Annotated in this window: 20 protein-coding genes; 10 read left to right on the forward strand and 10 right to left on the reverse strand. The window is 30.6% G+C overall.

All coding sequences use genetic code 11. The features are described 5' to 3' along the window. The gene (locus tag SJY27_RS05870; RefSeq protein WP_397447323.1) at positions 1-1,524 is read left to right on the forward strand and encodes a RagB/SusD family nutrient uptake outer membrane protein; all 1,524 of its coding nucleotides are present in this window, start codon (positions 1-3) and stop codon (positions 1,522-1,524) included. Positions 1,525-1,599: 75 nt separating this feature from the next. Continuing rightward, positions 1,600-2,361, forward strand: a complete 762-nt coding sequence (gene rlmB / locus SJY27_RS05875; protein ID WP_397447324.1) for a 23S rRNA (guanosine(2251)-2'-O)-methyltransferase RlmB — start codon at positions 1,600-1,602, stop codon at positions 2,359-2,361. Positions 2,362-2,392: 31 nt separating this feature from the next. Here rlmB and SJY27_RS05880 read toward each other — a convergent pair whose 3' ends face one another. Next, complete coding sequence (locus SJY27_RS05880; protein ID WP_397447325.1) at positions 2,393-3,079, reverse strand: rhomboid family intramembrane serine protease; 687 nt, start codon at positions 3,077-3,079, stop codon at positions 2,393-2,395. 75 nt (positions 3,080-3,154) lie between these two features. On the opposite strand from SJY27_RS05880, the gene SJY27_RS05885 reads away from it, so the two are divergent. After that, positions 3,155-4,426 (forward strand): replication-associated recombination protein A, encoded by a 1,272-nt coding sequence (locus SJY27_RS05885; protein ID WP_397447326.1) that lies wholly within the window; start codon positions 3,155-3,157, stop codon positions 4,424-4,426. Here SJY27_RS05885 and SJY27_RS05890 read toward each other — a convergent pair. Genes SJY27_RS05890 through SJY27_RS05905 form a run of 4 tightly spaced genes read right to left on the reverse strand, consistent with a single transcriptional unit; the run spans position 4,423 to position 7,836 of the window. Then, on the reverse strand, positions 4,423-5,181 hold the full coding sequence (locus tag SJY27_RS05890; RefSeq protein WP_397447327.1) for a hypothetical protein: 759 nt from the start codon (positions 5,179-5,181) through the stop codon (positions 4,423-4,425). The two genes, SJY27_RS05885 and SJY27_RS05890, sit on opposite strands and share 4 nt — an antisense overlap. A 2-nt stretch (positions 5,182-5,183) precedes the next feature. Further along, entirely contained in the window at positions 5,184-6,557 is a 1,374-nt protein-coding gene (locus SJY27_RS05895; protein ID WP_397447328.1) for a DUF5723 family protein, read from the reverse strand. A 1-nt stretch (position 6,558) separates the two neighbouring features. Further along, a complete protein-coding gene (locus SJY27_RS05900) occupies positions 6,559-7,107 on the reverse strand; it encodes a hypothetical protein (protein WP_397447329.1) in 549 nt (182 codons plus the stop codon). Positions 7,108-7,146: 39 nt separating this feature from the next. Further along, a complete protein-coding gene (locus tag SJY27_RS05905; RefSeq protein ID WP_397447330.1) occupies positions 7,147-7,836 on the reverse strand; it encodes a YjjG family noncanonical pyrimidine nucleotidase in 690 nt (229 codons plus the stop codon). A gap of 71 nt (positions 7,837-7,907) precedes the next feature. Between SJY27_RS05905 and SJY27_RS05910 the strand changes: the two genes are divergently transcribed. Both SJY27_RS05910 and SJY27_RS05915 read left to right on the forward strand, forming a co-directional pair. Next, positions 7,908-9,035: a glycosyltransferase family 4 protein gene (locus SJY27_RS05910; protein WP_397447331.1), complete on the forward strand. Its 1,128-nt coding sequence runs from the start codon at positions 7,908-7,910 to the stop codon at positions 9,033-9,035. After that, entirely contained in the window at positions 9,036-10,304 is a 1,269-nt protein-coding gene (locus tag SJY27_RS05915) for a polysaccharide biosynthesis C-terminal domain-containing protein (RefSeq protein ID WP_397447332.1), read from the forward strand. It begins immediately after the preceding gene. 21 nt (positions 10,305-10,325) lie between these two features. Here SJY27_RS05915 and SJY27_RS05920 read toward each other — a convergent pair whose 3' ends face one another. The 4 genes from SJY27_RS05920 to SJY27_RS05935 form a co-directional block, all read right to left on the reverse strand. Next, on the reverse strand, positions 10,326-11,195 hold the full coding sequence (locus SJY27_RS05920) for a hypothetical protein (protein WP_397447333.1): 870 nt from the start codon (positions 11,193-11,195) through the stop codon (positions 10,326-10,328). Position 11,196: 1 nt separating this feature from the next. Further along, a complete protein-coding gene (locus SJY27_RS05925; RefSeq protein WP_397447334.1) occupies positions 11,197-12,501 on the reverse strand; it encodes a polysaccharide deacetylase family protein in 1,305 nt (434 codons plus the stop codon). Between the two features lie 69 nt (positions 12,502-12,570). Then, positions 12,571-13,257 carry a DNA repair protein RadC gene (gene radC, locus SJY27_RS05930; RefSeq protein ID WP_397447335.1) on the reverse strand — a complete coding sequence of 229 codons (687 nt, stop codon included), beginning with the start codon at positions 13,255-13,257 and terminating at the stop codon, positions 12,571-12,573. A gap of 37 nt (positions 13,258-13,294) precedes the next feature. Then, the gene (locus SJY27_RS05935; RefSeq protein ID WP_397447336.1) at positions 13,295-15,460 is read right to left on the reverse strand and encodes a tetratricopeptide repeat protein; all 2,166 of its coding nucleotides are present in this window, start codon (positions 15,458-15,460) and stop codon (positions 13,295-13,297) included. 276 nt (positions 15,461-15,736) lie between these two features. Between SJY27_RS05935 and trkA the strand changes: the two genes are divergently transcribed. The 5 genes from trkA to SJY27_RS05960 all read left to right on the forward strand — a co-directional run bounded on the left by trkA (position 15,737) and on the right by SJY27_RS05960 (position 23,136). Then, positions 15,737-17,083: a Trk system potassium transporter TrkA gene (trkA, locus tag SJY27_RS05940; RefSeq protein WP_397447337.1), complete on the forward strand. Its 1,347-nt coding sequence runs from the start codon at positions 15,737-15,739 to the stop codon at positions 17,081-17,083. Between the two features lie 2 nt (positions 17,084-17,085). Next, positions 17,086-18,585, forward strand: a complete 1,500-nt coding sequence (locus tag SJY27_RS05945) for a TrkH family potassium uptake protein (RefSeq protein WP_397447338.1) — start codon at positions 17,086-17,088, stop codon at positions 18,583-18,585. A gap of 174 nt (positions 18,586-18,759) precedes the next feature. Further along, positions 18,760-21,714: a lamin tail domain-containing protein gene (locus tag SJY27_RS05950; RefSeq protein ID WP_397447339.1), complete on the forward strand. Its 2,955-nt coding sequence runs from the start codon at positions 18,760-18,762 to the stop codon at positions 21,712-21,714. 27 nt (positions 21,715-21,741) lie between these two features. Continuing rightward, on the forward strand, positions 21,742-21,915 hold the full coding sequence (locus SJY27_RS05955) for a hypothetical protein (protein WP_397447340.1): 174 nt from the start codon (positions 21,742-21,744) through the stop codon (positions 21,913-21,915). A gap of 84 nt (positions 21,916-21,999) precedes the next feature. Beyond that, positions 22,000-23,136 (forward strand): hypothetical protein, encoded by a 1,137-nt coding sequence (locus tag SJY27_RS05960; protein ID WP_397447341.1) that lies wholly within the window; start codon positions 22,000-22,002, stop codon positions 23,134-23,136. A 3-nt stretch (positions 23,137-23,139) separates the two neighbouring features. Here the strand turns inward: SJY27_RS05960 and murC are convergent, their stop codons facing one another. Beyond that, on the reverse strand, positions 23,140-24,492 hold the full coding sequence (gene murC / locus SJY27_RS05965; protein WP_397447342.1) for a UDP-N-acetylmuramate--L-alanine ligase: 1,353 nt from the start codon (positions 24,490-24,492) through the stop codon (positions 23,140-23,142). Between the last annotated feature and the right edge of the window lie 56 nt (positions 24,493-24,548).

The following is a 24,548-nucleotide window of genomic DNA, read 5'->3' on the forward strand; positions in this document are numbered from 1 at the left end:
ATGAAAACAAAAATAAAACTTATATTATTTGCACTTATTGCTGCGTTTACTTCGTGTAGTGATGATTTTTTAGAAACAGTACCAACTGCTACCATTACTGATGTTGCAGTTGCTGAAGCAGCAGAGATAAATCCTGACGTTGCAAAAGGAACTTTATTAGGTATTTATGAAAATTTATATCGTAGAGGAAGTGGAGGTACTACTGCACAAGAAGACTTTGGTATTACTGCAATGTTTATGAATATGGATATTCTATGTGCTGATATGGCTCATTTAGGAAAAAGCTATAGTCGTCAAAGAGATATTTCAGAATTAACTGCAGCCTTAGATCCAGATAATAATAATAATCTTAGACCTTGGAGATTTTTATACAGAATAATTGGTTTATCTAATTTAATTATTGACGCTGCTGGTGGTAATGATGTAGTACCAGAAACTGATGGTGGAAAGCATACTATTGGTCAAGCAAAAGCACTTAGAGGTTATGCATATTATAATCTAATACATACCTATGTTAACGATATTTCAAATTTATCACAAAGCGTACTACCAATTTACTCAAGTGCTGAACAACTTGAGCAACCTAAAAGTACACTTCAAGAAGTTTTTGATTTTGCACTTAATGATTTATTAACTGCAGAGACTTTATTAGACGGATATGTACGTGAGGACAAAATAGAAGTAAATCAAGACATTGTTAGAGGTTTAATTGCCAGAACATATGGGGCTTTAAACAATTGGACACAAACTGAAATTTACGCAAAAAAAGTTGTGGATGCTGGTTATACTATTATGAGTAATGATGAAGTTGCTTTATTACCAGATGAAGATGGTTCAATAGGAGGATTTAATGATATCAATTCTGTTGACGGTATTATGTGGGGAATAGATATTACTGCTGAAGGTCAAGGTTTAGCTTCTTTATTTTCTTGGTGGGGCTTTATGGATCAGTATAGTTATAGTTATGCTGCTGTAGGTAACCCAAAAGGTATAGACGCTGATTTATTTGCTAATTTTAGAGATGATGATATTAGAAAATTTCAATTTGAAGATCCTTACTCTTCAGATTTAAGACCAGGAGGTAAATTCTATTACAAAGGTGCACATTTAGCTGAATTTAGAGCTTTTTCAGGACCTCAATCTAATATAGATTCTGATTCTCATTACATGCGTATTGCTGAATTTTATTTATTGCATGCTGAAGCTGCAGCTGAAAATGGTAACTATGCTGCTGCTCGTTCAAGCTTAAAAGCTTTGTTAGATATTAGATTAGATGACAGTTCTTACATTGATGCATTACCTGACGCTGATTTAGCTGATGAAGCTGCTCTACAAGCTAGATTAGAGCTTTGGGGAGAAGGAATATCATATTTCATTATGAAAAGAAGAAGAGAAACTAGAACAAGAGGATCTAATTGGTTAGATTTTGCTGGTACATCTTTTAGTCATGATGATGAGCGATTGACTTTTGAGATTCCTCAAGAGGAAATTATTGCTAACCCATTTATAGCAGATCAAAATTAAAAATTATTATATTATATTAAACCACCTCAAAAGAGGTGGTTTTTTTTTGCACAATAATTAGCATACATTTGTAGTATGACAGAAACATCAACTACAACAATCTTTGGGATAAGAGCCATTATAGAAGCCATAGAAAGTGGATCTACAATAAATAAAGTTTACTTACAAAAAGGACTAAGAGGAAATCTTTTTTATGAGTTAGACAAAATTATAAAAACAAATAAAATTAGCACAAGTACAGTTCCTGTTGAAAAATTAAATAGATTATCTAAAAACCAAAATCATCAAGGTGCAGTTGCCCAAATATCACCTGTAGAATTTTATGATTTAGAAGAATTATTAGAAAAAATATTAGATAAAAACAAAACGCCGTTGTTTTTAATATTAGATCAACTGTCTGATGTACGAAACTTTGGTGCTATTATTAGAACTGCAGAATGTACAGGTGTACATGGTATTATTATCCAAAAAAATGGTAGTGCTCCTGTAAATGCAGAAACCATAAAAACCTCAGCTGGTGCTGCTTTTAAAGTACCTATTTGCAAAGTAGATCATATTAAAGATGCAATGTTTTTATTACAAGCTTCAAATATTAAAATAGTTGCTGCAACAGAAAAAACCGATAACTCTATTTTTGATATCAATTTTAATCAACCAGTAGCTATAATTATGGGTTCTGAGCATAGAGGTGTTAATCCTTCTGTTTTAAAAATGGTAGATTATAAAGCAAAATTACCATTACTTGGTGAAATAGCCTCTCTTAATGTATCTGTGGCTTGTGGTGCTTTTTTATATGAAAGTGTTAGACAAAGAGTGGCAGTAAGCAGTAAGCAGTAAGCAGTAAGCAGTAAGCAGTAAAAAAATAAAATTATTCTGTTTCTTTTACATGTTCATCTTCTAATTCTTGTTCAATTTTTGGTGGAGAATAATTACCATCTTCATCAAAAAAAGTATCAAACTCAGTTTCTTTAAATTGATATTCTTGTTTAGTTATTCCTTTATTTCTATAAATTAGAGAGAAACAAAAACCAACCAAAAAACCAGATAAATGCCCTTCCCAAGACATTCCATCTTTTATTGGCAGAACATACCAAATCAGACTTCCATACAGAAAAATAATAATCATAGATTGCGCTACTAATCTGTAATGTTTTCTAATCAAGCCGCTAAAAAAAACAAAACTAAAAAGCATATAAACCACTCCACTAGCGCCAATATGATAAGAATCTTTTGCAACACACCAAGTGAACAAACCTGTAAAAAAACCTCCTAAAATTAACGTTTTGTATGCGATTTCTTTATAAAAATAAAAGAGACTACTTAAAAGCACAAACAATGGTATTGAATTATTAAAAAGATGACTGGTGTTACTATGAATAAAATGTGTTAAAAAAACACCTCTAAAGCCTTTTAAAGTTCGTGGTGAGACTCCGTATTTATTAAAATTATAACCAAATTGTATTTCTATCCAATAAATTATCCATATTACAGAAACATATAGTATTGGAATTATAAAAATAGATTTGGATATTTTTAGCTGATTTTCTTCACTCATACCAACAAAATAACAAAAATCTAACCAAATTATTTTTTTACTAATTCTGTCAGAAATCTTTATTATTTTTACCTAATGAATGAACCTTTGGCAGAACGAATTAGACCTAAAAATCTTGAAGATTATATAAGTCAGCAGCATTTAGTGGGTAAAAATGGCGTACTTACCCATTTAATTAAACAAGGAATCATTCCTTCATTAATACTTTGGGGGCCACCAGGCATAGGTAAAACGACACTGGCAAATATTATTGCAAATGAATCAAATAGACCTTTTTACACACTAAGCGCAATTAGTTCTGGTGTAAAAGAGGTAAGAGAAATTATAGATAAAGCTAAAAAAAGTGGTGGTTTGTTTACCGCCAAAAACCCAATTTTATTTATCGATGAAATTCATAGGTTTAGTAAATCGCAACAAGATTCTTTATTAGGTGCTGTAGAAAAAGGTTGGGTAACCTTAATTGGTGCAACCACAGAAAACCCTAGTTTTGAGGTGATACCTGCCCTACTTTCTCGTTGTCAGGTATATATTTTAAATTCATTTGATAAAAATGATCTCATAGCTTTACTAAAAAGAGCTATGACAAAAGATAGTTTTTTAGCATCTAAAAAAATTACCCTAAAAGAAACTGATGCCTTATTACGAGTTTCTAGTGGTGATGCCAGAAAACTCTTAAATATATTTGATTTGATAGTTGCTACAGAAGATGAAATTGAAATCACCAACAAATTAGTTTTAGAAAAAATTCAAAAAAATACGGTTAGATATGACAAAACAGGAGAACAACATTATGATATTATTTCCGCATTTATAAAATCGATTAGAGGCAGTGACCCTAATGGAGCACTTTATTGGTTGGCAAGAATGATTGAAGGTGGTGAGGATGTTAAATTTATTGCTCGAAGATTATTAATTTCTGCTTCAGAAGATATTGGTAACGCAAACCCTACTGCTTTAATTTTAGCTACTTCTACTTTTCAGGCAGTTTCTGTAATTGGCAATCCAGAATCTCGAATTATTCTAAGCCAATGTGCTGTTTATTTGGCAAATTCTCCTAAAAGTAATGCATCTTATTTAGCTATAAAAAATGCCCAACAAGTAGTTAAGGCAACTGGTGATTTGTCAATTCCTTTACATTTAAGAAATGCGCCCACCAAATTAATGAAAGATTTAGACTATGGTAAAAACTATAAATATGCTCATGACTATACCAACAATTTTATAGAACAAGAATTTTTACCTGATAATATATCAGGTACAAAATTTTATGAACCTGGTGAAAATGCCAGAGAAAAACAGTTTAGAGAAACTTTACAAAAAAGGTGGAAAAATAAATACAATTACTAGAACTTTATAGTATATTCTGCATGTTTTAGTTGATTGTTTTCATAATATTCAGCAATCCACTTCTCCCCTACTTTGTAAAAAATTCCGTTTTTACCATCAATAATATAAACTTCTTTTACATTTGTTTTTAAAACTTTAAAAACTACTTCTGGTTTAGTATTTACAAATTGATAACCATTTTCGATAGCTTGAGCATAAAGCACTTTTAAAGAAGGCACATCAACATCTTGCTTTTTCACTTTTTCCTCTGGAGTTACTATAGTTTTTGAGGTAACCCTAGCTGTGACAACTTCTTGTTTTGTAGCTATATCTTTTGATGAAGGGTTGTAACTATATTCAAAATCTTCCATAGTATCAAAAGCATTTCTAATAGCTTCTTGATAGGCTTTTTTGTATTCTTTATTTTTGCTTTTACCTATTTCAGACTTGTAAACCACTTTTCCATAACAGTCAAAAAATTCAATTCTATTTTTAGTGGTCAGCATACTAGACTCATCAATAATTTTAGCAGTTAATACAGCACAGCTTTTATTTATGATATCTTTTGGTAAAGTTTCACTATCTAAATACACCTTAAAGCCTTTTTTCTTTAATAGAAATTTAGTTAGAGAACTGGTTTGATATTGATCAACTTTTTTTAGAAAATCAAACTTACTAGCAACAACAATATACTTATATTTAGATAAATTATTGTTTTGACCATAGATTGATATATTTAAAGAAACGAGTAGAAATAGAATTATTTTTTTTAGCATTTTTAATTAAATATAAAATTAAAACCTAAATGTAAAGATATATGATTTGATGAAGATAGGTTATTATAAGACAAAATATTATCTAACATGGTATACATGTTAAATTTACCAAACTCTGCAGAAAAACCCGCCCCAATATTTGCGTAAGAAAAATCATCTATAGTATAGGTAAATTTTGTGTAAACTTTATTAGTTATGGCTTTCTCATAAAAACCTGTTAACGCTAGTTGTACGCCTAAAGATCTAAAAACACCAAACAATTGTGCACCAAAAGCGTTTGGGTAAAAATCTTTGTAGCTATTATCATAACATATTTTACTTCTTTTCTCTCCAAAACGATACTTTAATGCAGCATTTAATTTTGTGGGTCTCCAAGTGATGTAAGAATTTTGATTTTCAGTTGATGGCAAGTCTCTTCTAAAACGTCTATTTAACTCATCCCAATAATTAGTATTATCATTATTAAACAACAAATCAACTCCTTCAAAACTAAAATTACCTGTTACTTTGGTGTTTTTCACATTACTTTTATATCGTACAAAACCAAAATCTAGAATACTAGCAGAAAACTCTAATTGAGGTGATATCTTACTAAAAACACCAAAATCTAAGCCAACTCCCAAGTTAGATCCAAAAAGAGTATTTCCTAAATAATCTCCAAAATTTTCTATATATTCATTAGTTTCTGCATCTACAAGACCTGCAGTTCTCGAAAGCAGATTCACATTATTAAAATAATGTGTATATAAATTATTAGTACCTTCTGCTGTAGTAAATGTGCCTGTATTATTATTTGTTTTGATGTTTAATGCTGATGAATATAGTTTAAAACGTGCCCCTAATCTTAAATTTTCATTGACTTTTTGTGATACACCCGCATGTAAAACTCCTGAAAAATCTGCATAAAATTTTATTTGTGATATCATAAAATTTTTATGCAAATATGCGTTATTCCCTTCTGATATTAGGGTAACCAGATCTTTGGGGTAATAACCTATTAAATCTAACTCTTCATAAAAACCAAAACTAAAATACAAGCGATCTGTTGCTCGAAAACCTATATTCACAACTTCTATTTGAGTATTTGAAGTTACAAAATCTTTAGGAGTTAAATTTTTCAATGCTACAGCTATTTTGTCATTTATTGGTAAACCATCTTCTGCAAAAACATCGGTTAAAACAAATCCTGTGGTACTGATTCTTGATGAAATACCAGATAACAATGGAACTCCCACATGAAATTTGTAATTTGTTTCACTTGCAGGATTTAGTAGTAATGTTTGGGGTAATTCTGCAAAACCATACAATACTTGCTTATTTTGAGTTACCATTTTATGCGCACATAAAATGAACAAAACGATTAGAAACTTTTTCATGTTAAAGTTCTACTTTTAAGAATAAAGTTACTGAAGATTTAAACTCAAACTCACTAGTATCTACGGGGTTCATTGGAGTACCTGTATTTTCTAAAGAGGCTATAATTCTTACTTTTGTGGCTGTAAAAATATCTGGATTTGAAGCTAAAACAATCTCTTCTTCGTAAGCGGGTGGGTTTAAATCTTTACTCTCTACAAAAATCGGTTTAAAAGCATACACAATTGTATTACTTTCATTCAATAAATCAATTGTAATATGGGCACCTCTATCAAATTCATTTTTAAAAGATGCATTAAAAACCATTTTAACTACATTTTCGACAATAGTACTATCTTGAAATAAATCGAATTCTGTAATGTCTTGCCTACTATTTTGTTGCACACCATTGGTATCAAAAAAATGAAACGGTTGAACGCTAAAAAATGTTAATGAAGATGTTAAAACGGGTTGTACAAGGTAATCTTCTATTTGACTAAAATCTAAGTTTTCGGCACAAGATGCAACAAGAAGAAATGCAAGTATTACACTTGCTTTTTTTGGGGGATTCATAATTTCTTGTATTTATTCTACTAATAAACAAAAAAAAATTTAAAGATATTGCTTAATTTCTAATAAAGATGAAACACTTGTAAATTTTGAATTATCTATAATTTCGTTTTCAAAATTGCAATGAATGGCTTTCATACCTACATGAAGTGCGCCAAGTATATCTGCCTCAACACTATCGCCTATCATAATTGAGTTATCTACATCTGCATTCGCAACTTTTAATGCATGATAAAAAACTTTCGGATTTGGTTTTTTTACACCTACAGATTCAGAAGTAATTATAACATCAAAATAATCAGAAATATTAGAACTTTGCATTTTTTTACTTTGAATTTCTTCAAATCCGTTGGTAATAATATGCAGTTGGTATTTATCTTTTAAATAATCTAAAATTTCAAAAGTTCCGTCAAATAAATGATTAAAACCTGGCAAAAAATCTATGTACTCATCTGCAATTTTGTTAATTAAATCGTCAGAAATTGAATAGTTAACTGCATCAAATGCTGCTTTTAATCTTTGATAACGTAAAGCTGTTTTGGTTATTTTTTCTTCTCTATACAATCGCCAAAACTCTAAATTTAAAGGCTTGTACACTTTCAAAAAAGTAGGCAAATCAATTGCCAATTGGTGTATGTTAAAGATTTTTTGAAAGGTTAAGTCAGAATTTTTTTCAAAATCCCAAAGGGTGTGATCTAAGTCAAAAAAAACGTGTTGTATTTTCATACCCATAAATGTAAATATAATTCGTAATTAATCTTGCGTTTTAGTTGTTATATTTGTTTTAACTAAACTTTATTTTTTTGAGTAAACATTTATCGGTTTTATTTTTATGCGGATGGTATCCTTCTAGAGTTTCTCCTTACAATGGCGATTTTATACAAAGACATGCTGAGGCTGTAGCTACATTGCATGATGTAACTGTTATACATATCATTACAGATAGTGCTTTGAAAAACACTATTGAGTATACTTTTAACAACACAAATGGCATAAAAACTCACATTGCATATCTTAAACCACAGAAAAAATTAAACAAAGCGCTTTTGTTTTTTAAAGCTTTTAAAAACCTTATTGCTAAAGTTGGTGCTTTTGATGTGGTGCATTTAAATGAGGTATTTCCTTTCGGAATTTTTTCGCTATATCTAAAATGGTTTTCACAAAAACCTTACATTATTTCTGAACATTGGACTGTGTATCACCGACCAAAATCTATTTCATATTTTGAAAAAAAAATATCTAACATCATTACTAAAAATGCTGCTTATGTTTGCCCAGTATCAGACAATTTAGGTGGTGCTATGCAAGCCATTGGTTTACAAGGAAACTATAAAAAAGTACCCAATGTGGTAGATACTACAGTCTTTACACCCAATAATATTAATCAAGATATTTTTACGATTACACATATTTCTAATATGAATAATGATCATAAAAATATTAAAGGCATGCTTGATGTTGTGGCTGTAATTCAAAAAAAAATCCAAAATTTCAAGTTTCAACTTATTGGAGAAAACGCCACAAATTACAAAGTTTATGCAAATGAACTTGGCATAGAAGCAAATAAAATTAACTTTTTTGAGCAAATTCCTCATCAAGAAGTGTCAGAAAAATTAAAAAACAGCCATTTATTTGTAATGTTTAGTAATTACGAAAATTTGCCTTGTGTAATTTTAGAGGCTTTTTCTTGTGGAGTTCCTGTAATTTCTACTAATGTAGGTGGTATTCATGAATTTTTTCCCAATAATTTTGGCAAACTAATTGAAGTTGGAGATGAAGCTAAATTAAAAGAAGAAATACTAAACTTTTATAATAAAACGCATACTTTAGCCAGCAAAGCACAAATGCATAATTATGTAGTTTCTGTATGTAGTAAAAAAACAATAGCCGAAAATTTCTCTGAACTTTACTACAAATCTTTAAAAAGATAAATGCAATTGATCAAAAAATACATACTCAATTTTTTAGGTAGATCTGGAAGCTATGTTTTTGGAGCAACAATTTTTGCACGTCTTTTCTCTTTTATAGCATCATTAGTTGCATTAAAACTCATTGATAATACAGAATTGGGTGTAGTGCTTTTTGCATATAATATTATTGTTTTTTTAATACCAATTAGTGGTTTTGGTTTGCATCAAAGTTTAATAAGGTATGGTGCTTTGCTAAAATTAAAAAAAGAAAAAAACGGGTTATTTATCTATGTTTTAAAAAAAGGTATTTTAGCTTCTTTAATTATCATAACATTAATAATTTGCGCTAGCTTTTTTATCAAATTTAAATTTGAAGGTACGCAACTTTATGTAATTGTTTTGTCGTTTATAATTTTGCCTTCTTTTATTTTTGAAGTGATTAGAGCACAGTTTAGACTACAACATAACAACAAGTTTTTTGCATACACCGAGTTTTCTAATAGTACAATTCTGCTTTTAAGTGTGTTTGTATTAAGTTATTTTTTTAAAGAAATTGGGTATACCATAGCACTTTTAATTACGCCATTAATAACATCTTTTTTATTTATAAAAAAACTAAATATAGACTTCTCTAGCCAATTCAAAATCCCTTTTAAAACAACTTCATTTTGGAAATATGGCTTTTTTACAAGTTTATCTAACGTAGTTACTCAACTGCTTTTTGTAATTGATATTTTACTTATTGGCTATTTACAAGAAGATGCTGAAATGATTACCAATTATAGATACATTTCCTTAATTCCTTTTAGTTTACTTTTTTTACCTAGAGTTTTTATTGCTACTGATTTTGTAGCTTTTACCGAAAAAATTTACGACAAAGTTTACATATATAATTATGTAAAAAGTTATATGCTTTTCTTTTTTTTGATAAGTATTCTTATCATTTTGGTTAGTTATTTTTTTAGTGAAACTATCTTAACTATTTTAGATGATAGTTTTATTCCGTTTGCAGATACTTTTTTTATATTGATGTTAGGTATTGTTGGTATTTACATTTTTAGAGGATTGTATGGAAACTTGTTATCGTCTATTGGAAAAGCCGAAATCAATTATTACATTGCAAGTGTTGCTCTAGTTTTAAATTTGATAAGCAATTATTATTTGATTCCAAAATACGGAATTAAAGGCGCTGCAATAACTACATCAATTTTAATGTGGTTTACAGGCGTTATTTCTATGATTTGGTTTTGGTATTTATACAAAAAAATGTTGCTGAAAAAATTAGGCTAAAATCTCTTTTAAAATCAACCTCTAAAATTTAGAAAACAACTTTTTAGAAAGGCAAAAGAAATGTTCTGGTGATGCACCAAAACTCTTAAAAAAAGAACCAATACTTGGTATATTGCCTCCTTCAAAATCAAACACCATTTTAGTATTTTGATATTTTTCTATTACACTTATTATAGAAAAACTCGAAGCTTGTAGTTTTCTTGCTTCTTTTTTGTAAGAAGAAAATAAATACACAATTCTTTCATTTGATTTTAAAAATAAAGAACCCCCTAGTAAATGTTCATCTTTAAAAACACCATGAATAAAACCTTTATTATTTTTTAAAACATAGTTTGTTAATGCCCTTAAAGTATCTTTTGAGTAGTTTAAATCTGGGTAAAACTCATCCGTAATTTTAATCAACTCTGCAATTGTAATAGCTTTAGTACTTAAATTATTTTTGTAGGCAGATTTTACAGCGTGCTTTCTACCTTTAGAGAAATTTTTAAATAATTCGTTATAACTTTTATCTAAATTAAGCAAATAATTTAATTTTTTATGCCGATTATTTTTTTGATCTAAGTTGTGTGCGTTAAAATTTAAATCGATTTTAACAAAAGATTTAGGTATACTTTTAATAAACTTATCTTGTATTACTAAGGTAATCTCATCAATAGAAAAAACCCCCAATTGCTGACAAAAATAAGGTTGAATAATATACTTTAAACCGTATTTTTTTTTCCAAGGCAATGGCATTACAGCTTCATAATCATTCCAAACTAAAACATCCCAATTGTCGGCAACAATATCTAAATACCAAGAAAAAGCATAGATTTTAGACTGTATTGCATTTTCTATACAAGTATTGTATTTGGTAACATTAAGTGTTGTTCTTTTAACGTATGTAATCATGCTAAGCAGTGGCAATTTTTAATGTAGCTTCGTACAAGCGTTTCCAACCTTTCCAGCGTAAATAATCACTCAAAGTTTCGTTATGAAACAGCGTAATAAATGTTCCGTTTACCGCTTTTACTTCATTTTTTAAATCTCTAATTTTACCTAAAGATTGCTTTGGTGTTAGCTTCATATAATCATTTAAAGTAGTATCCATCACAGCAAAAGGATATACTTTTAATGGGGTTTGAATTTCAAAATCTATATCGTAAAAATAAAATGGTGTGCATGTACCTGCTCTAAACCCAATATTACTGGCATAACCCATAGAGTGGTCTTCTTCTATTTCTAAATCTATTAAATGTTGATAAGTATCTGGCAAACTAAAGCGCAAATAATGTTGTCTAGAACTTTTTACAGGCGTATTTGTAATACTTTCTAATCGTTCTTTTTCTTTCTTTAAAAGCGTTGCTTTTTGCATAGAAAAATAAGAAGGATGCAAACCAACATCTGCATAATCTACCATTTCTTTTATAAGTAATTTGTATTGTTCTTTTGATGCTGAAACATTGGTATCAAACGTTGTATAATCGCCAATTAAAAAGAAAAATATTGTTTTTACTTTGTAAGAATCTTTAAATTTAAGCAACTCTTTAAAAGTGTCAAAAGGATCATTTTTAATTTTAAAAGTAACCGCAAAACGGTTCCAAACATTAAAAATTTTAAAACGGACTACATCATTTAAAAACCCACCAACACTTCTTACCAAACTTTTATATTTGTAGGCAAAAGCATTATCAACATCAATAGTAGAAATAAAATTGTACGTTCTTGTGGTATACGCGTAATCTGGAAATTTTTCTTTTAATATTTCTAAAAACTTATACGCCCAAATATCTACTACTGGTTTTTCTAAAAACCCTTTTTTATAAGCCAAACTCTGTGCTGCTGTGTAACGTCCATGAGTATCTTTTACGTGAGGCAAATACTCTTCGTAACGAGAAATTAAATAAAAACTAGCCGCAAAAATATCAAAAGGAATAGCAGATTTTATATTGGTTGCAAAAAAACAGGGTACATTATCCCAATTATTTACATTTATATCTATATCATTTACCCCTTGTTCAAAAAGTAAATCGTTACTTTTTATAAAAAACTCTGTGCCTAATGGCGTTTTTGTATAAGATAATTTAGGGCCATTATGTGCCACAAACTCTTCTACTTTTGTAGTAAAAGCTACTGGTATTAATAAAGTTCTCGCTAAAATATGTTTAAAAATATAGCGAATTCTAGGTGTAATTTTATGGGTATAAACTAAGATCAATTTTAAATTATGAATTTTAAATTATGAATTCAGCTGCTAACTACGAATATTCAATATCGTACTTTCAACCTATAATATTCCTTCATCTGCAAAGCTAAAATACGCTTTTTGTGTAATTATTAAATGATCTAGCAATTTAATATCTAAAGTTATACCTGCTTGTTTTATTTTTTGAGTAATTTGTTGGTTTGCATTACTAGGTTCTAGTTTTCCTGAAGGATGATTATGACACACAATTAAACCCACGCAAGCCAACTCTAAAGCTCTTTTAAACAACAAACGCACATCTACAATTGTAGCTGTTAAGCCACCTTTACTTACTTGAGATTTTGCAATTACTTTATTAGAGTTATTTAAAAAAAGCACCCAAAACTCCTCGTGTTCTAAATCGCCAATAATGGGTTGCATCACATTAAAAACAGCTTTACTTGAGGTTATCTTAGGTTTTTCTAAAGCGGTTTCTAACTGCCTTCTTTTCCCTAGTTCTAATGCTGTGATAATTGAAATGGCTTTGGCTTCTCCAATCCCTTTAAACTCTATCAATTTTTCTACAGATAATTTAGCCAAGTCATTAATATTACCATCAACAGATTGTAAAATTCTTTTGCTTAATGCAACTGCACTTTCTGTTCTGTTTCCTGAGCCAATTAAAATAGCGATTAATTCAGCATCAGATAAGGCTGTTTTTCCTTTAGCTAATAATTTTTCACGAGGCCTATCGTCTAAAGCCCAAGACTTAATCGTCATTTTTTCCATAGCAACAATTTGTATAAAAATACAAAAATCTATGGATTTACAATTGATTTAAAAAATTTTGATATTGTTCATTATTTGGATATAAACTTACCAGTTTTTGTAGTATGTTTTTTGCTTTTTCTTTTTGATTAGATTGTGAGTACACAAAAGCCAAGGCATACAACAAACTTTCATTTGTTGCCTCTGTTTTAAGACCCAAAATCAAACTCTTTTCTGCCTTTTTAAAGTTTTGTTTTTTATGATATAATAAACCTAAATTGTAATTTACTCGAGTATTTTTAGGCATTATTTTAGTGGCTTTTTCTAGCTGTACAATCGCTTCATTATCTCTACCTAACTCTGCGTATAACAAAGCTAAAGAGTAATAAGCAGCACCATATTCTGGCACATGTTTTATAATATCCTTATAAGTTTCTTCAGCTTTTTTATACTGTTTATTATTGTAATACAATGTTGCCAAATTCACTCTAATTTGGTCGTTTACATTATCTAAAGCTAATGCACTTTCATAATTATATATTGCTTTATCGAGTTCACCTTTTTTGATATAATAATCTCCTTTTCTAACCCTTGTGCCCACAAAATCTGAATTTGCATTTATTTGTGTCCAAAATTCCTTTTTCACTTTTTCATAAGAGGCTCTGTACGTATTTGGAATATCACTTTCAGGAAACGCACCCAAACCAAAAAACGCTTTAACTCTTATGCTACGTTTAGAATCTTCTAACATTGGTAAAAAGTAATTTGCATAATCAGAAGTATTTATTAAACTCAAAGCATCAACACTAGCGCCTCTAACCAAAGGGGAATCGTCTTCTAACATTTTTATGTATTCTTCTATAAAATTCTGCACATTGTAATTAGACAATACTTTGGTGGCAGAAGCTCTTACTATTTCTGGCTGATGTTTATCATTCATCAATGCAATTAAATTTAAATGTCCTTCTGGTTCATTTGCAATTCCTGATGCTAATTTATCTGAAAAATGAATAGAATCTACTTCACCAAAAAGCTTTTGAAAACTTGCCCAAGCCCATTTATCATCTTTATCTTTATGACAACCTGAACATGCGTTTGGGCTTCCATATTTTAAACTCAAATCGGGTCTTGGTACTCTAAAACTATGATCTCTTCTAAAATCATTCCCCATATAAAACTTACCTGTCATATGACAATTGATACATTTTGATGAGGCTGTATTTTGTGGATGAAAGTGATGTTTAGGAGTATCATATTTTTCTGGCACATGACATTGGGCACACAATTTATTTCCATCAAACTTTAATTTTAGAGTATGTGGATTGTGGCAATTGGTACATGTAACATCATTTTGGTACATTTTACTTTGTTTAAAAGAACCATAAACATAAACTTCATCTAAAATTTGACCATCTGCATGATACAAACGTTCTTCGATTAATTGTGGATAGTAATGATCTAACAATGTACCTTCAAAATTAAAAACATCAGAAACCTGTTCTCTACGCATATGGCATCTTGCACATTCATCTACCAATTCTTTTGGGGTAGTTGTAGATGTCATATGTAACTCTCCATTAGCCACGTATTTTTTGCCTAATTTTTCAACTTGAGACACGTGTTCTTTAGCAGGTCCATGACAGGCTTCGCAATTAACATTAATAATAGCATATTTTGTATTGTAACTATGGTTGCCAATTTCATAGTTTTTACGAACGTTTGTAGAGTGGCAATCTGCACACATATTATTCCAATTTAAACCTCCTCTAGACCAGTGCAACCACTCTGAATGCACTACTTTAAAATCTGGATATAAATCAAACCATTTATTCTTTACAGTATCCCAAGCAGTTCGTAAACATTGGTAGTGCCCATCTGGAAACTGTACTATGTATTGTTGTAAAGGGGTTAGCCCAAAAGTGTATACAATCTTATAATCGTGATTTTTACCATCAGGCCCTTCTGTATTTACATAAAAGTCTTTACCTTTTGTGTAAAATGTAGAAGTTACTCCCTGACTCGTAAATTTTTGATTGTTAAAGTTTGCCAAAACAGATGCACTATCTGCAATTTGCATGGCTTTATCATGATGCGATCCTTGCCATGCTTCAAATTCTTGCTGATGACATTCTTTGCATTTTTCATCACCTAAAAAATGACTATCAGGAATCACCTTACCAGATAAAAAAACACTTTTCTTGTCATCTACTTTTTTGTATTCCACTTTTTTTTGGCAAGACAATAAAAATTTCATCGTAAAAAACAAGATTACGATTTGAGTACTATTTTTTAATAGTGATGATTTTATAAACAAAACAATTTTATTTAGCATTAAAAGCGTAAAAATAAATGTTATCTTCTCTTAAAAAAAAGATATTTATCAGGTTTATTTCCATTTAAAAAATATTTCAACAATTTAGTTTAGTGATGAAAACATCTATTTTATTGGATTTCAAACAAAACTCTTTATATCTTTGTAGCTTATTTCTATATTTTTAATATGAAAATTATTATAGCTGGTGCAGGAGATGTTGGCTATCACTTGGCTAAGCTGCTTTCTTACGAATCTCAAGATACGTACGTTATCGATTTTGATGGCGACAAGTTAGAGTATTTAAACAATCATTTAGATGTAATTACTAAAAAAGGAGATGCAACTTCTATAAAACTACTCAAAGAAGTAGGTATTAGTTCTGCAGATTTATTAATTGCGGTAACCGATAGCCAAAATACCAATTTTACAATTTCTGTAATTGGCAAATCTTTGGGTGCTAAAAAAACGATTGCTAGAATTGATAATCCAGAATTTCTGAATGACTGTGAAGTTGATTTCTCTAAATTCGGAGTAGATTTTATGATTTCTCCTCAAGAATTAGCAGCAAATGAAATAAAAATGTTGTTAAATCAATCATCTTTTAATGATACTGTTGAGTTTGAAAGAGGGCTTTTTAATGTAATGGGTACCACTTTATCTTACAAATCACCCTTAGTAGATTTAACAGTTAAAGAAGCAAAGCAAAAGTTTTCTAATGTAGATTTTATTACTATTGCAATTAAAAGAGAAAATGTAGCTCAAACTATTATTCCAAGAGGAGATACTACTTATCGAATAGACGATCAGGTATATTTTTCTGTACCAAATTACAGTATGAAAGACTTATACCCTATTATTGGTAAAAAGCAATTCAATATAAAAAACGTAATGATTCTTGGAGGAAGTAGTATTGGCGAAAAAACAGCTAGAAATCTTTGCGAAGACAATTTTAAGGTAAAATTAATAGAGAAAAAAAGAGAGCATGCAGAGGTGCTTGCTGAAACTTTAGGAAACACCTTGGTTATTAATGGTGATGGACGAGATTTAGAATTATTAGAAGAAGAGAATATTAGAGAAATGGATGCATTTATTGCAGTTACTGGTAATTCTGAAACCAACATCATGTCTTGCTTAGTAGCCAAATCTAAAGGGGTTAAAAAAACCATTGCTTTGGTAGAGAATATGGATTATATCGATATTTCTCAAACCATAGGTATTCAATCACTTATCAACAAAAAATTAATTGCTGCCAGTAATATTTTTAAACACATTCGTAAAGGAGAAATTTTAGAATTAGCTAACTTGCATAATATAGATGCTGAAGTTTTTGAGTTCGAGGTACAACCTTATGCTAGGGTTACTAAAGCTCCTATTAGAGATTTGCGTTTTCCTAGAGAAGCTATTTTTGGTGGAATTATACGAAACGGAAAAGCATTAATGGCATATGGTAGTATGCAAATTAAAAGAGGAGACAAAGTAATTGTATTTTGTTTACCAGAGGCTATAGCTACTGTAGAGCGTTTATTCGATTAAAAATGGGATCGCTAAACTTAAAAATAATTTATCGTTTTTTAGGCATCACAGCTATTTTAAATGGTTGCTTTATGTTTATTGCGTTTCCTTTCAGTTATTTTTCTGATGAAAAAGAAGCCTGGGGAATTTTAAATGCAGGTGTTATTACTGTTTTTATAGGTTTTTTATTATTTTTTTTTAATAAAACTAAAAACACCAATATTCAAAAAAAAGAAGGATACCTTATTGTTACTCTAGGTTGGTTAATTTTATCCATTACAGGCATGTTGCCGTATTTATTATCTGGTGCAATTCCAACCATTGCTGATGCTTTTTTTGAAACCATTTCTGGATATTCTACCACTGGTTCGTCCATTCTTACAGATATTGAGGCCATGCCAAAAGGGATTTTATTTTGGAGGTCTGCCACACATTGGATTGGTGGAATGGGAATTATTGTACTAACTATAGCAATTTTGCCTTTATTGGGTATTGGTGGTATGCAGTTATTTATGGCTGAAGCTCCTGGGCCATCAGCAGATAAATTACATCCAAGAATTACAGATACCGCTAAACGATTGTACTTAATTTACGTAGTATTAACATTTGCTGAATTTTTTCTCCTAAAAGTATCTGGCATGACTTGGTTTGATGCCATAAACCATGCAATGGCCACTGTAAGTACAGGTGGGTTCTCTACAAAAAATGCAAGTGTTGCCCATTATAATCATTTGCCTTTTGTACAATACATCATTACTTTTTTTATGTTAGTCGCTGGTACTAACTTTGTACTAAACTACTTTGCCTTAAAAGGTAAAATGCAAAAAGTATTTCAAAGTGAAGAATTTCGATATTATTTGTTTGGTATTATAGGTATTACTGGAATTGTTGTAGTATTAATTGTCTTTTTTCAAGATCCTAATTTACAAACTTCAATTGCACATCCAAAAGTTTATGGCGAAGTGGAATATGCTATTAGGCATGCATTATTTATGGTAACTTCTGTTGTAACTACCACTGGTTTTGTTTCTGCAGACTTTACAATGTGGAGTTTCTTTGCAACTGGTATTTTCTTTGCCCTATTTTTTACAGGTGGTTCTGCAGGCTCTACTAGTGGTGGGGTTAAAGTAGTAAGGCACATTATCATGCTAAAAAACAGCTTTTTAGAGTTTAAAAAGGCATTGCATCCCAATGCTATAATCCCTGTGAGATATGATGGAAAATCTGTAAACCAAGCCATTGTTTTTAACATTTTATCTTTCTTTATCATTTACATGCTTATTTTTATAATGGCATCTGTAACCTTAACATTATTTGGATTAGATTTTTTATCAGCACTGGGTGCAGCAGCTTCTTCGTTAGGTAATATTGGCCCAGCCATTGGCTCTGTAAGCCCTGTAGATAATTTCGCCCATTTGTCTGATGCTGCAAAATGGTTCTGTTCCTTTTTAATGCTCATTGGTCGTTTAGAATTGTTTACAGTATTAATTTTATTTACACCTTTCTTTTGGAGAAAGCATTAAGATACTTTTTTTGATTTTTACTTTTAATAATCTCATAAAATTAAGAGGCCTTTTTTTCGAAAAAAATAATTTTATGATTTTAATTTTATCAAAACATTATATTATTGTTAAATAAGATTTTAGCCTATTTTTTTGTGTTTTATTTTGTAGTTTTAACACATAAAAATCAAAATTATGAAACAAAAAAACTTATTAAAAATTGCTTTTTCCTTTATTTTAGCTTTTTCTTTTTCAACAATTTCGGCTCAAATTTATGATGCTGATTTTTCTACTAATGGTGATGGATTTGCAGATCATACAAGCGCATCTCCTCCAGCTGATGCTCCTGCTTCTGTAGGTCCTTTTGGTAGCGCTGGTAACCAATGGTCATTATCATATACCTCAAAACCAGGCACTGATGGCTCAGCAAATTCATTTAAAGTTGTGGATGGTGCTCTCCTTTCAGATGATTGGGGAGGGCAAGGAATATTTAAAAGTCAAAGTATAGACGTATCATCTATTAATACCGTAGATATTTCTGCAATATCACAAAACTCTGGTGCTAATGACGATAACTTTACTTATTTTTATATATTAGATGGAGGTTCTAGAGTTGAAACTCCTATTGGAGAAACCAATAATGGTGATCCTGTAAGCTACTCTATTAGTGGACTAGATGTATCAGGAGTAAATTCGTTAGTAGTCGGTTTTGAATTTAGTGAAAATGGAGCTGGAGATGGATATTCAACCTCTTCTTTTACAGTTTCTGAATCTGGAGGAACACCAAGCCCAACAATAACTTTCGACTCTGCATCAAGCGCAGAAACAGAAACAGATGCAACTTTTGCAACGTCTGGTATACCAATCACACTAACAAACTATGATGCTGATGTAACTATTACTGCAACTGTGAATGGAAGTAGTACAGCAGAACCAGGAGATTACACCATAGATTTAACTGCTTTAGTTTTCGATGCAAATGAAACACTTAATATTCCTTTAAGCATAAATGATGATGCAGATTTTGAGGATGAAACAATAATTATAGATTTTACTGTTACTTCAGGGACAGCAGATTTAGGGATAAGTACACATACTGTTACCATTACTGATAATGATACTCCTCCAGCACCTAGCTTAATAATATCGGAAGTTGCTGATACTGGTGATAATGATAACGCTCGTTTTGTTGAAATTTATAATAATGGTTCAGTTGATATCGATTTTTCAGTAACCCCAATATACATTTCTAGATTTACAAACGGAAATGCTACAGCCACAGCTTCTAATGTAGAAGAATTGACAACGGGTACCTTGACTGCTGGGCAGTATTTAGTAATTGCATCTAGTGGTACAAATTTTACAACTGCGTACGGTTTTAGTTCTGATGAAATCAATGGTGGATTTGGTGTTAATGGAGATGACCCTTTTGGGATGTATTCAGGTACATATCCAAGTGGTACTTTATTTGATGTATATGGTGAAATTGGTGTTGATGGTACAGGTCAAAGTTGGGAATATGAAGATAGCAGAGCCGTACGTAACAATATTATGGAAGCACCTTCTACCACTTGGCAAGCTTCTAGCTGGACTATAACATCAGCCAATGTAGCTGATGCTACTCCAGGTGCTTCTGAAAACGAATTCAGATACGATGGAGATTGGAAACCAAGAGATATTTCTAATGCTACTTCATCAGATAATGTATTGATTACCTCTGCTATAACTCTTTCTACAAACTTAGAAATAAACAATTTTGAAGTTGATAATTCAGCTACAGTAACAATAAATTCGGGAGTTGCATTAAAAGTAAATGGAACATCCACAGGAAATGTAACTTACAATAGAGCTTTAACTGCTAATCAATGGCATTTAATAGCATCCCCAGTAAATAGTCAAGGTATTGCTAACTTTTATACAAATGAGCCTAATACCAGATTAGGAAGTGGTGTTGGAGTTGCCCAAAATGTGGCCATTGCTACCTATGATAACTCACAAGTTGATGCTAATGATGTTTGGTCATACTATACTTTTGGTCAAGTAGATGGTTTAAATGGTGACGATACAAACAATACTTTTGCTAATGGTACTGGATACTCAGTAAGCTTATCTACATCAGAAGATGTTTCATTTACTGGTACTATACCTACCTCTAATCAATCCTTTATTTTAGCTCATGGAGGCGCAAATAATTTCAATTTGGTGGGTAATTCTTTTACATCTTTCTTTACTTTAGGTGATTTTTATGGAGCAGGTTCAAATAACAGCATAATAGGTACAGACTTTTATTTTTGGAACGGAAGCCAATATGTAACAAGAACTTCTGGAGGAAACGCTACTTTTGAAATTGCACCAGGTCAAGGCTTCTTTGTTGAATCCCTATCAGCTGGAACTATTTCTTTTGAGGCTGCTGATCTTATAACTGGGAATGGAGATACATTTAATAAATCATTGGATAGTAAATTAGAGATAACGTTAAATGTTTTTGAGGGTAAAAATAAAAGATTTGCTAATATTATTTATTCAGATAAGGCTACTTCTGGTTACGATAAAGGTTATGATGGTAAGTTATTTGGCGGTGTTCCACACTCTTTTGCTATTTATTCTGATTTAATTGAAAGTGATGGCAAAAAATACCAAGTACAATCCTTACCAAGCGTAGACTATGAAAATATGATTGTGCCAGTAGGTATTATTGCTGATACTGGTAAAGAAATCACTTTTACTGCAGAAGCTTTAAATTTACCGACAAATCTAAAAGTATTTTTAGAAGACAGACAAACCAATACTTTTACTAGATTAGATGAAGCTAACAGTGAATATACAATTACAACCACAGAAAAATTAGAGGACATTGGCAGATTTTACTTACACACAAAATCTAACAGCACATTAAGCACTACTGATGCTTTGTTAGAAAGTGTTAGGATTTATAAAACTGACGTAACTACCCTTAGAATAGCTGGTTTATCTCAAGGAACAACAAATATTGAATTGTTTAATACATTAGGTAAAAAAGTTTTAAACACTTCTTTTAGTACTTCTACTGGTATTAAAGACATTTCTTTACCTAACTTTGCTTCAGGAATTTACATCGTAAAGCTATCAACAGCAACTGGTCAATTGAACAAAAAAATAACTTTAGAATAATTAATTACGAGAATAAAACACCCAAACATGGAAAACAAAGTAAAAAACAATCAAGAAGAAATTACTCGTAAAGAAGCGATTAAAAAAATAGGAAATTATGGTAAATATGCAGCCTTAACTGCTTTAGGTACGTACATGATTTTAAATCCGCAGAAAGCACAAGCAGCTTCTGTACCTGCAACACCAGGAACCGGATTTTAATAGAGAAACATAAATTGCAAACGCCTCAAATTTTTTGAGGCGTTTTTTGTTTGTAATACATTTAAAAGAATTACTTTTATTTTTATGGATTTAACAAATGCTTTATACAAGGTTGTAGAAGACAAAACCATCACTTGGTTTAAGAATAGTAACGAATATTTGGTATTAGAACACACCACAGCAGCTATTTTAAAAAGGTTAAGTAAAGGAGTTTCTGTAAAAGAAATTGCAGTTGCCTTGTCTAAAAAAATTGATGTTCCCCTAGAAAAATCAGAAGATTTTATTCTTCATTTAAAAGAAGAGGTGTATGACCCAAACACAAAAGCGCAAGAAAAAATAATTAACGATCATAGAGATATTATAACACCAAAAACATACGAATTTGTAAAGTTTTACAAAGTAAACGAAATTGTTTTTAAAACCTGTTATTTAAGCGAAACAGAACTTTATTATATCCATCCGAAATTTGCACATTTAACCATTGATGCAACTGATGATTATCAAAACGAATTTGAAGTTTTTGTTAAGAACAAATTTATTTTCTTGTATGTAAATAAAGAATGTATTGGTTCTTGGAGCCACAAAGATGTACACTTTTTTCAAGGAAAATTCTCTATGGAGTTCATTCAGAAAATTCATCAAAAACCCGAAGAATATTGGATGGGTGTTTTCCATGCCTCTGCCATTAGTAATGGTAAAAAATCGATGTTGTTTTTGGGCGATTCTGGTAACGGAAAAAGTACTTCTTTAGCACTTTTACAAGCCAATGGTTTTACTTGTTTAGCTGATGATTTTGTACCCATGGATATGGAAAAGAAAGAGGTCTATAGTTTTCCTGCATCTATTTCTATCAAAAAAAACAGTTTAGCAACCCTACTTCCTTTATATCCTGAATTGGAAACCAGTGCAGAATTCCACTTTAAAAGGCTCAATAAAATAGTACGTTATTTGAAACCAAATAACACAGATTACCTACAACATTTGCCTTGTAACGATCTAATTTTTATAAAATATGAAAAAGACAGTGGCCTTAGTTGTAAAAAGATTTCTAAAATTGATGCTTTTCAGCAATTGATTCCAGATTCTTGGTTGTCGCCAATTACAAAAAATGCTCAAGTATTTTTAGATTGGTTTGATAGCTTAAACTGTTATCAATTAACATATTCTGAAAATGAAAAAATGATAGCAACTGTTTCTAAAATTTTTGATGACCAATTTTAAATGTTAAACCAAACGTTTCACTTCATCAAAATCTAATCCTCCATAATTACCAGAACTCATTAAAACAACTGCTGATTTTTCCAAATTTTGGTTAAACAAAAAAGTTTTAAATTCATCTGGATTTGTGTAAATAATCAAATCATCTCTTTCAAAAGCGTCTGCAATTTGTTGTGCTGTAACTTCCTCTAATTGTTTAATTTTTACTGCGTGAGGCGAATAAAAAACAACAGCTTTATCCGCAAAATCTAAAGCGCCTTTATATTCTGCTAAAAATTCGGCATTTAAACTAGAATAGGTGTGTAACTCTAAACAAGCTATAACTGTTCTTTCTGAATATTGTTCTTTTACTGCTTTTGTAGTAGCTGAAACTTTACTTGGACTGTGTGCAAAATCTTTAAAAATTACGGTTGAATTATTTTCCGAAATTTTTTCTAAACGTTTGCTTGCTCCTGTAAAACTGGCTATTGCTTCATAAAAATCGTCTTCATCAACTTGCATATGTTGACAAATCCATTTTGCTCCTGCTAAATTTTGTAAGTTATGTTTTCCAAAAATTTCTAAAGGTAAATTTCCTTCAGCAGTTTCTAAATAGGTAATTCCGTTTTCAATAAAATGTTTTGGTGTTTCGTAAGGATATTTTTTAATATGATTTTGCGAAGATTCCACAATGTCTTTTACATTTTCATCTTCAATATTATACACCATACTGCCACCATTAATCATAGAATCAGTAAAAATGGAAAACTGTTCTTTATAATTTTCAAAAGTTGGAAACACGTTAATATGATCCCAAGCAATGCCGCTTAAAAGTGCAATATTTGGTTTGTATAAATGAAATTTAGGACGCATATCAATAGGTGAACTCAAATATTCATCGCCTTCTAAAACCATAAAATCGTTTTCTTCTGTTAAATGCACCATCGTTTCAAAACCTTCTAATTGTGCACCCACCATATAATCTACTTCTCTTTCGTGATAATTCAACACGTGCAAAATCATAGAAGTTATGGTTGTTTTTCCGTGCGAACCTCCAATAACTACTCGAGTTTTGTCTTTACATTGTTCGTATAAAAACTCTGGATATGAATAAATTTTCAAACCTAATTCTTGTGCTTTTAACAATTCTGGATTGTCTTTTTTAGCGTGCATTCCTAAAATAATTACATCTAAATCTGATGAAATTTTTTCTGGAAACCAACCAAATTCCTTGGGTAACAAACCATATTTTTCCAATCGCGATTTTGATGGATCGTGAATGGTATCATCACTCCCAAAAACTTGGTATCCTTTTTGGTGTAAAGCTATTGCCAAATTGTGCATTGCACTGCCTCCTATGGCTATAAAATGAATGTTCATATCAGAAAATTATAAAAGGTAAAAATACAAAAGCTTTGCACAATAATAATTATCTT

The organism is Polaribacter sp. R77954 (assembly GCF_044595335.1).
Classification (GTDB): Bacteria; Bacteroidota; Bacteroidia; order Flavobacteriales; family Flavobacteriaceae; genus Polaribacter.